The 9305-nt window shown below is 70.5% G+C and carries 8 protein-coding genes; 2 read left to right on the top strand and 6 right to left on the bottom strand.

Annotated features, from left to right (window positions below; genetic code table 11):
* Nucleotides 1-168: 168 nt before the first annotated feature.
* Nucleotides 169-1578 (bottom strand): type I glutamate--ammonia ligase, encoded by a 1410-nt coding sequence (glnA, locus tag ACFYX0_RS03705; RefSeq protein WP_355924208.1) that lies wholly within the window; start codon nucleotides 1576-1578, stop codon nucleotides 169-171.
* Nucleotides 1579-1776: 198 nt separating this feature from the next.
* Here glnA and ACFYX0_RS03700 point away from each other — a divergent pair, with 198 nt between their 5' ends.
* Nucleotides 1777-2244 carry an RDD family protein gene (locus tag ACFYX0_RS03700; protein ID WP_388965904.1) on the top strand — a complete coding sequence of 156 codons (468 nt, stop codon included), beginning with the start codon at nucleotides 1777-1779 and terminating at the stop codon, nucleotides 2242-2244.
* Between the two features lie 493 nt (nucleotides 2245-2737).
* On the opposite strand, the gene ACFYX0_RS03695 is transcribed toward ACFYX0_RS03700, so the two are convergent.
* The 4 genes from ACFYX0_RS03695 to lipB form a co-directional block, all read right to left on the bottom strand.
* Nucleotides 2738-3439: a DUF4191 domain-containing protein gene (locus ACFYX0_RS03695; RefSeq protein WP_311690663.1), complete on the bottom strand. Its 702-nt coding sequence runs from the start codon at nucleotides 3437-3439 to the stop codon at nucleotides 2738-2740.
* Nucleotides 3440-3563: 124 nt separating this feature from the next.
* Complete coding sequence (locus ACFYX0_RS03690; protein ID WP_355924210.1) at nucleotides 3564-3761, bottom strand: hypothetical protein; 198 nt, start codon at nucleotides 3759-3761, stop codon at nucleotides 3564-3566.
* 275 nt (nucleotides 3762-4036) lie between these two features.
* Nucleotides 4037-5002 carry a lipoyl synthase gene (lipA, locus tag ACFYX0_RS03685; protein ID WP_388965901.1) on the bottom strand — a complete coding sequence of 322 codons (966 nt, stop codon included), beginning with the start codon at nucleotides 5000-5002 and terminating at the stop codon, nucleotides 4037-4039.
* Between the two features lie 124 nt (nucleotides 5003-5126).
* The gene (gene lipB / locus ACFYX0_RS03680; RefSeq protein WP_388965899.1) at nucleotides 5127-5924 is read right to left on the bottom strand and encodes a lipoyl(octanoyl) transferase LipB; all 798 of its coding nucleotides are present in this window, start codon (nucleotides 5922-5924) and stop codon (nucleotides 5127-5129) included.
* A 300-nt stretch (nucleotides 5925-6224) separates the two neighbouring features.
* Between lipB and ACFYX0_RS03675 the strand changes: the two genes are divergently transcribed.
* Entirely contained in the window at nucleotides 6225-7700 is a 1476-nt protein-coding gene (locus ACFYX0_RS03675) for a regulator (protein ID WP_355924201.1), read from the top strand.
* Nucleotides 7701-7789: 89 nt separating this feature from the next.
* Here the strand turns inward: ACFYX0_RS03675 and ACFYX0_RS03670 are convergent, their stop codons facing one another.
* Nucleotides 7790-9181: an NAD(P)/FAD-dependent oxidoreductase gene (locus ACFYX0_RS03670; protein WP_388965896.1), complete on the bottom strand. Its 1392-nt coding sequence runs from the start codon at nucleotides 9179-9181 to the stop codon at nucleotides 7790-7792.
* Nucleotides 9182-9305 lie beyond the last annotated feature (124 nt).

The raw sequence follows: 9305 nt of genomic DNA, 5'->3' as shown, positions 1-9305 counted from the left end.
TTTTTTCCCCCCCGGGGCTTCACAAGCGCCACTGCCCCCCGCGCCCTGCCCGGCCCCCGCACCCGGGCGCTAAAACGCCGGGGGCCGGCTCTCCCCACGTGGGGAGAGCCGGCCGACGGCCTACACACGGCCCAGGGGAGCGGAAGCCCGCTCTGACCCGGGGCGATATCACACGTCGAAGTACAGCTCGAACTCGTGCGGGTGCGGACGGAGCTGGAGCGGGGCGATCTCGTTCGTGCGCTTGAAGTCGATCCACGTCTCGATCAGGTCCGGCGTGAACACGTCGCCCTGGAGGAGGAACTCGTGGTCGGCCTCCAGCGAGTCGAGGACGGCCGGGAGCGAGGTCGGGACCTGGGCCACGTTGGCGTGCTCCTCGGGAGCCAGCTCGTAGAGGTCCTTGTCGATCGGCTCGGCCGGCTCGATCTTGTTCTTGATGCCGTCCAGGCCCGCGAGGAGCAGGGCCGAGAAGGCCAGGTACGGGTTGCCGGAGGAGTCCGGGGCACGGAACTCGACGCGCTTGGCCTTCGGGTTCGAGCCGGTGATCGGGATACGCATCGCGGCGGAGCGGTTGCGCTGCGAGTACACCAGGTTGATCGGCGCCTCGAAGCCCGGCACCAGACGGTGGTACGAGTTCACCGTCGGGTTGGTGAAGGCCAGCAGCGACGGGGCGTGCTTGAGGATGCCGCCGATGTAGTAGCGGGCGGTGTCCGACAGGCCCGCGTAACCGGCCTCGTCGTAGAACAACGGGTCGCCGTTGCTCCACAGGGACTGGTGGACGTGCATGCCCGAGCCGTTGTCGCCGAAGATCGGCTTCGGCATGAAGGTCGCGGTCTTGCCGTTGCGCCAGGCGACGTTCTTCACGATGTACTTGAAGAGCTGGAGGTCGTCGGCGGCGGCGAGCAGCGTGTTGAACTTGTAGTTGATCTCCGCCTGGCCGGCGGTGCCGACCTCGTGGTGCTGGCGCTCGACCTTCAGGCCGTTCTTCTCCAGCTCCAGGGAGATCTCGGCGCGCAGGTCGGCGAAGTGGTCGACCGGCGGGACCGGGAAGTAGCCGCCCTTGTAGCGGACCTTGTAGCCGCGGTTGTCCTCCAGCGCACCGGTGTTCCAGGCGCCCGCCTCGGAGTCGATGTGGTAGAAGGACTCGTTCGCGCTGGTCGCGAAGCGGACGGAGTCGAAGACGTAGAACTCGGCCTCGGGACCGAAGTACGCGGTGTCCGCGATACCGGTGGAGGCGAGGTAGGCCTCGGCCTTCTTCGCCACGTTGCGCGGGTCACGGGAGTACTGCTCACCCGTGATCGGGTCGTGGATGAAGAAGTTGATGTTGAGCGTCTTGTCGCGGCGGAAGGGGTCGACCCGGGCGGTCGACAGGTCCGCGCGCAGCGCCATGTCGGACTCGTGAATGGCCTGGAAGCCACGGATCGACGATCCGTCGAAGGCCAGCTCCTCGTCCGGGTCGAACGCATCGACGGGCACCGTGAAGTGCTGCATGACGCCCGGCAGGTCGCAGAAGCGGACGTCGATGAACTTGACGTCCTCGTCCGCGATGAACTTCTTGACCTCGTCGGCGTTCTGGAACATCCAGCTCCTCCTACTCCCGACCGTCCGTGCCGGGGTGGTAGTTCGTTCGTGCGGCCAGTGCGGTGGCACACGCTGCAGCCGACCATAAGGACGGGGGATTTCTCGGGCGTGACCCATTTGTTTCTCCCAGGTTAACCAGCCGGAGGCCCGACCGACCCACCCTTCTGTGTCCGAAATGGGGGGCAGTACCGTGGACGGGTGGACAACAGGCAAGCAATCGGATCGTGGCTCTCCGGTCCCCGCGCGGCCATGGAGGACGCCGGGGCGGACTTCGGATACCGGGGAGAGCAGCTCGGTCTGCCCGAGCAGGGGCCGGGCTCGATCGCCCGCCCGGGCCGGCGCGTCGGCGCCCTGGCCGTCGACTGGGGGCTGTGCGTCCTGATCGCATACGGTCTGATCACCGGCGGCTACACCCGTGCGACGCCGAACTGGGCGCTGCTAGTCTTCTTCGTGCTGAGCGTCCTGACGGTGGGCACGGTCGGCGTCACTCCGGGCAAGCGCCTCTTCGGCATCCGGGTGGTGTCGGTGGACACGGGCCGGGTGGCCCCCCTGCGCGCCCTGACCCGCACGATCCTGCTGTGCCTGGCGATCCCGGCCCTGATCTGGGACCGCGACGGCCGAGGCCTCCACGACCGCGTCGCCAAAACGGTAGAAACCAGAATCTGACCCCACCGCTCCCCTCCACCCCAAGGGAAGCCACCGAGGTCTTCCAGGGCACGGGGAACTGTTTCCAGGGGCGCGGCGAACTGCGCAAAATCCTCCACGGACCCGCGCCCGAGATCGGGCGGGCGGGAGGCTCTCAGGGGCGCGGGGAACTGCGCGAAAACCCCCACGAGCCCGCGCCCGAGATCGGGCGGGCGGGAGGCTCTCAGGGGCGCGGGGAACTGCGCGAAACCCCCCACGAGCCCGCACCCGAGATCGTGCGGGCGGGAGGCTCTTCAGGGGCGCGCGGAACTGCGCGAAAACCCCCACGAGCCCGCACCCGAGAACGCGCGAGCAGTACCACCCTCAGGGGCGCGGGGAACTGCGCAAGACCGCCACCACCCCGCACGCACCCAAAATCCCGCACCACCCCACCCCCCAAAAAAAGCAACAGGACCCTCGAAGAACCGCACAGGTTCTCCAAGGGCCCTGAAACCGGCCAAGCCCAGCGGCAGCGTCACCGCTGGCGACCACCACCCCGCGGCATCCGCATCCCCTTCGGCAGCGGCCCCTTCGGCAGCGGCATGTTGCTCATCAGGTCACCCAGTGCCCGCAGCCGGTCGTTGGTCGCGGTCACCTGGGGACCGGTCAGCACCCGCGGGAACTTCAGCATCGTCGTACGGAGCTTCTTCAGCTCGACCTGACCCTCACCCTTGCCGACGAGCACGTCGTGCACCGGGACGTCCGCCACGATGCGGGCCATCTTCTTCTTCTCGGCGGCCAGCAGGCTCTTGACCCGGTTCGGGTTGCCCTCGGCGACCAGCACGATGCCGGCCTTGCCGACCGCGCGGTGCACCACGTCCTGGCTGCGGTTCATCGCGACCGCCGGCGTGGTGGTCCAGCCACGGCCGATGTTGTCCAGGACCGCCGCGGCGGCGCCCGGCTGGCCCTCCATCTGGCCGAAGGCGGCACGCTCGGCCCGGCGACCGAAGATGATCGTCATCGCGAGGAAGGCGAGCAGCAGGCCGGGGATGCCCAGATACAGGGGGTGACCGATCAAGAAGCCGACCGCGAGGAAGACACCGAAGGTGACGATTCCAATAGCCGCGAGCACAAGACCGATCTTGGGGTCGGCCTTGCGGGTCATCTTGTAGGTCAGGGCGATCTGCTTCAGTCGCCCCGCGTTCGCAGCGTCCGCTGCAGGTTCCTTCCTCGCCATGGCACGAAGTCTACGTGGCCCGGGAAGTGCCCACGACGGCAGTGCCGGGTCGACGCGAGGAGCGGGGGAGCGAAGGGGCGGGAGCGGTGGGGACGCTCCCGGCGGGGGGAGAGGAGGAGCGTCGCTACGAGCGGGACGCCGCGGACTCGAACACGCGCTGCGCCTCGACACGGGCCTTGGCGCGGCGGCGGTCCTCGAGGACGGAGGTCCAGGCGTTCTGGCGGGCGGTGCGCTGGCCGCCGCTCATGAGAAGCGATTCGATGGCACGGAGTGCATCGGTGAATGACGGGATGGCGGTGGCGCGTACGGGCGCGGCCTGCATGGTGGAGGTCCCCCTCGGGTCGGCGGCTTGGGCAGGAGTTGTACGTGGCGTGAGTCCAGCGTCACGCTTTGGTGTTACCAGGGCGTGACTCACTGGTCAAACGCCAATGAAACCTTGATACAGACGCCCAAAAGCCTGACGCGGCCCTGACGGCCCCCCAAACTGCGGGGACGGTCGGGACCGCGTCAATCGGCCATTACCAGGAGGTAGTCACTTGTGTGCGGATTCACACGCGGGAAGTGGCACGGGGTGCCACCAGCCTAGGCGAACCGGGGTCAGACGGCCTGCGAGGCGACGTAGGCGCCACGCTTCTCGACGGCCATCTGGTAGAGCCGCCCGGCGCGGTACGAGGAGCGGACCAGCGGCCCGGACATCACGCCGGAGAAGCCGATCTCCTCGGCCTCCTCCTTCAGCTCCACGAACTCCTGCGGCTTGACCCAGCGCTCCACGGGGTGGTGGCGGACACTCGGGCGCAGGTACTGCGTGATGGTGATCAGCTCACAGCCGGCGTCGTGCAGCTGGTGCAGCGCCTCGCTGATCTCCTCGCGCGTCTCGCCCATGCCGAGGATCAGGTTCGACTTGGTCACCAGGCCGTAGTCGCGGGCCGCGGTGATGACCTTCAGCGAGCGCTCGTAGCGGAAGCCGGGGCGGATGCGCTTGAAGATCCGCGGGACCGTCTCGACGTTGTGCGCGAAGACCTCGGGGCGGGCGGAGAAGACCTCCGCGAGCTGCTCGGGAACCGCGTTGAAGTCGGGGGCGAGGAGCTCCACCTTCGTACGGCCGCTCTCGCGCTCCGCCGTCTGCCGGTGGATCTGCCGGACCGTCTCGGCGTACAGCCAGGCGCCGCCGTCCTCGAGGTCGTCGCGGGCGACACCAGTGATCGTGGCGTAGTTCAGATCCATGGTGACGACGGACTCGCCCACGCGGCGGGGCTCGTCACGGTCCAGCGCCTCGGGCTTGCCGGTGTCGATCTGGCAGAAGTCGCACCGCCGGGTGCACTGGTCACCGCCGATGAGGAAGGTGGCCTCGCGGTCCTCCCAGCACTCGTAGATGTTGGGACAGCCGGCTTCCTGGCAGACCGTGTGCAGGCCCTCGTTCTTCACGAGGTTCTGCATCTTCGTGTACTCGGGACCCATTTTCGCCCGGGTCTTGATCCACTCGGGCTTGCGCTCGATGGGGGTCTGGCTGTTGCGGACCTCCAGGCGCAGCATCTTGCGTCCGTCGGGTGCGACTGCGGACACGTCGGCTCCCTGCCTGTCTGCGTTGACTTTGGATTCTTCGGCGTACACAGCGTACGCCCGTGATGTGTTCGGCTCCGTGTGTGGGCCAACCTCGGGCAGCGGGGGTGCATTCCCCCTTTTGCCGTCAGGCCGACGTCCGCTCGATTTCCCGCGGCTTGAGCTCGGCGTTCTCCAGGATGTCCGTCAGATGCCGCTCCACCACCGGCAGCACCTCGGCGATGGTCACGTCCCGTCCCAGCTCGTGGGCCAGCGAGGTGACGCCCGCGTCGCGGATCCCGCACGGGATGATGCGGTCGAACCAGGTGGTATCCGGGTTCACGTTGAACGAGAAGCCGTGCATGGTGACGCCCTTGGCGACCCGGATGCCGATCTGGGCGAGCTTGCGGTCCTCCCGGCGCTGGCCGGCATTGGAGGGCGCGTACTCCGGGCCGTTCAGCCGCGGGTCGAACTCCTCGTCGGTCAGGCGCGGGTCGAAGTCGAGGGAGAGGCCGCCGAGGGCGGGGCGCTGGTCCACCGGGTCGCCGAGCACCCAGACGCCGCTGCGGCCCTCCACGCGGGTGGTCTCCACGCCGAACTCCGCGCAGGTGCGGATCAGGGCCTCTTCGAGACGGCGCACATGGGCGACGACGTCGACCGGGCGCGGGAGCTTCTGGATGGGGTAGCCCACCAGCTGGCCCGGGCCGTGCCAGGTGATCTTGCCGCCGCGGTCGACGTCGACGACCGGGGTGCCGTCCAGGGGGCGCTCGTCGGGGGCCGTGCGCCGTCCCGCGGTGTAGACCGGCGGGTGCTCCAGGAGCAGGCAGGTGTCGGGGACCTCGTCGGCGAAGCGTGCCGCGTGCACCCGACGCTGCTCGTCCCAGGCCTCCTGGTAGTCGACGGCCTCGGCACCGAACCCCATACGGACGAACCGCAACTCACTCACGGCAAGCGCCTCCCTAGAAGCTTCGTAAGGCGCGAAAGGCGCCCACGTCACTGTACGTCCAGCCCTGAGGTCGACAGGGCCCGGTGACCCGTCAGCCGGACGGGGCAATCCTCACACGATCGGATGAATGCATGCCGAACGCTGCGATCGGCCGCTCACTCTCAGCTACATTCACGCCGTTCACGAGGCCATAAGGGCTGCTCACCAAGGCGATACGGGTACCGCGGCGACCCGGGATGCAGGCATGCCATCCCGGGAGCTCCTGCGTCGGTGCCCGGGAGGCAGGAGACCGCACCGCAGATGACGGAACGACCCGCGCAGCGCACCCCCAACCGACAGCTCGCCGCGCTCATCGCAGAAGCGGGGTTCTCCAACGCCGGTCTCGCCCGTCGCGTCGACCAGCTGGGTCTCGAACACGGGCTCGATCTCAGATACGACAAGACATCCGTGACCCGCTGGTTGCGCGGGCAGCAGCCGCGCGGCACGACTCCCGCGCTCATCGCTGAGGTGTTCACCCGGCGGCTCGGCCGCCGGCTCACCGCGCAGGACCTCGGCCTCGACGCCTGCGCACCGGTGTACGCGGGCCTGGAGTTCGCCGCCACCCCGGAGGAGGCTGTGGACATCGTCAGCGGTCTGTGGCGCAAGGACTCCGGCAGCCATGCCGAGCTGCGCAAGATCGCGTTCACCCCGGCCGGTCTCGTGGTGCCGAGCCGGGACTGGCTGATCGGCCGGGCCGACGACCGGGTCGGCCGCGGCGAGACCCTCGCCCGGGTGCCCGCCCAGGGCCGCCCCGCGTCCCCCAAGTTCTCGACCGCGCCCGAACCGGGAGGGTCCGCGTCCCGGCAGCGCAGCCAGTCCGAGCGGGGCCCCGGCCAGAAGGTCACCGGCGGGGACATCGCCGCCCTCCGCTCGGTCGGCGAGCTGTTCCGGGCGCTCGACCACGCCTACGGCGGGGGTCACGCCCGCCAGGCCCTCGTGCGCTATCTGGAGCACGAGGCCGAGCCGATGCTCCGCGGCAGCTACGGCGAGCAGACCGGCCGCCGGCTGTTCGCCGCAGCCGCCGATCTGACCCGGCTCGCGGGCTGGACGTCGTACGACATCGGCGCGCACGGTCTGGCCCAGCGCTACTTCGTCCAGGCGCTGCGGCTCGCCCAGGCGGCCGGGGACCGGATCTACGGGGCCTACGTGCTGATCACCATGAGCCGGCAGGCCGTCTACCTCGGCCACGGCCGCGAGGCGGTGCAACTCGCGCGCGTGGCCCAGCAGGGCGTGGGCACGTCCGCGCCCCCCGTCATCCAGGCGCTGCTGCACTCCGTGGAGGCGCGCGGCCACGGCGTGCTCGGCGAGGTACGCGCGTGCACCGCCTCGCTGGTGCGGGCCGAGCGGGCGCTGGAATCCGCCCGGCCGGGCGACGAAGTCCCGTACTGGGCCCGGTTCTTCGACGAGGCACAGCTCGCCGACGAGTTCGGGCACTGCCACCGGGATCTGCAGCAGTACCGGGCCGCGGTGCAGCACGCCGAGCGCTCGCTCCAGCTGCGGGCCCCCGGCTACGCCCGCAGCCGGCTGTTCTGCCGGGTCGTGCTCGCCTCGGCGCGACTCGGCCTCGGCGAGCTGGACCTCGCCTGCCAGCTGGCGGCCGAGGCCGCCGGACAGGCGTCGGAGATGCGGTCGGTGCGGGCGGTGGAGTACGTACGGGACTTCGAGCGCCGGCTGGAGCCGTACCGGGACGCGGCACCGGTGCGCGGGTACCGCGACAAGGTGGCCGCGCTGAGCTAGGGCTGCGACCGGAAAGGGGCACCGGCTGGAGCTGCGAACGAAATGGGAGTCCGCGAGCCGGGCGCCCGTTTCGTTCGGAGCTCCCGGCCTCAGGCCGCCGTGGGCAATGGGTCCGCCAGCCGGGTCGGACCCGTGCCCAGGTCCGCGAGGAGGGCGGACGCGGCCCGGCGGCCCGAGTGCAGCGCGCCCTGGACCGTACTCGTGTCCCGGTGGTCGCCGCACACGTACAGCCCGGCCAGCAGCCGTACCGGCCGGCGCAGATCGTGCGGCGGCCGCATCGCCGGCACGGCCCGCGCGGTGTGGTGCACGGCCAGCGTCTCCCAGCGTGTGGTCGAGGTGCCGTACAGCCGTGCCAGATGGGCCCGTACGGCACCGTCCACGTCGTCGGGGGGTGTGTCGAGGACCGTGGAGGAGACCAGGGCGCGGCCCACGGGCGCCCGGGACGGGTCCACGAGGCTGACCACCGACGTGTGGGCCACCGGACCGTCGCGGTCCGCGTCCAGCAGCAGCGAGGTACCGGTCGACGGCGGCTCCTCCATGGTGTGGTGGACGACGGTGACGGGATGGAAGTCCGGCACGCGCAGCCCCGGCAGCAGCTCGGCGGCGGCGGACGCGTCGGTGGCCAGCAGCACGGCCTGGCACCGCAGTTCACCGTGTTCCGCGGTGGTCACCCTGGTCGTGGAGACGGAGGTGGCGCGCACCCCGGTGTGCACGGTGCCCGGCGGCAGTGCCCGGGCCAGCAGCTCCGGCAGGACGTCCGCGCCGCCCTCCGGCATGCACAGCCGGCCGGTCACGAAGGAGCGCAGCGCCAGATCGGCGCAGCGGCTCGACGTGGTCAGCTCCGGATCGCACAACAGGGCGGCGAGCAGGGGGCGGAGGAAACCGTCGACGGCACGGGCGGGGATCCCGCGCGCCGCGAGCGCGTGCCGGGCGGCGGACTCGGGCCGGGCCAGCAGCCGTTCCATGGGGGACGTGGCGATCCGGGCCAGCTCGGCGCGGAGCCGGAGGGGCGCGACGATGGCGGAGGTCCGTGATCCGCTCGCCAGCGAACGGGCCGTGCGGCCCAGGCCGGTTGCGCTCACCGGCCGGGGCGCGGACGCCGTACGGGGAACGGCCGCGAGGGCGCGCACGGCGCTCAGCGCCTTGCGTGCGCCCCCTGCGCCCCCGCCCCCCATGGGGGCACCCGCACGATGGTGGCGCCCCTCGCTGTGCACCAGGACACCTGGTGCGAAGGAGCGAAGGACGAGGGACTCGAGCCCCGGCGTCAGACGCAGTTCGGGGTACGCGGTGGACAGCAGCTGTCCGATCCGGTCGAGCCGGAAGCCGTCGACCTTCTCGGTCGACATGCGCCCGCCGACGTAAGGGGCGGCCTCCAGGACCGCGGTGGTGACTCCTGCGCTGGTCAGCCGATGGGCCGCCGCGAGGCCGGCGACCCCGGCGCCGACTATGACGACGTCCGCCTGATACACGGGCTGTAGCACGTGCCCCTCCTCGAGGTTGTGCGGCCGGTGGAGACGTCATGCCCCCGACTGGCTGGTGAAATACCCGAGTTCGGATCGAGCGTAGGTCCGTGAACGGTCAGGTGTAGTCGCGCATCAACAGAGC

The organism is Streptomyces sp. NPDC002573 (genome assembly GCF_042889625.1).
Taxonomy (GTDB): Bacteria; Actinomycetota; Actinomycetes; order Streptomycetales; family Streptomycetaceae; genus Streptomyces; species Streptomyces gibsoniae.
Note: the sequence above shows the minus strand (reverse complement) of the source record. Positions and strands in the feature narration are given on the sequence as shown.

Excerpts from the sequence above, each read along its gene's own strand:
- ACFYX0_RS03675 (WP_355924201.1), top strand. The coding sequence starts at position 6,225 with ATGACGGAACGACCCGCGCAGCGCACCCCCAACCGACAGCTCGCCGCG.
- ACFYX0_RS03695 (WP_311690663.1), bottom strand. The coding sequence starts at position 3,439 with ATGGCGAGGAAGGAACCTGCAGCGGACGCTGCGAACGCGGGGCGACTG.
- ACFYX0_RS03690 (WP_355924210.1), bottom strand. The coding sequence starts at position 3,761 with ATGCAGGCCGCGCCCGTACGCGCCACCGCCATCCCGTCATTCACCGAT.
- glnA (WP_355924208.1), bottom strand. The coding sequence starts at position 1,578 with ATGTTCCAGAACGCCGACGAGGTCAAGAAGTTCATCGCGGACGAGGAC.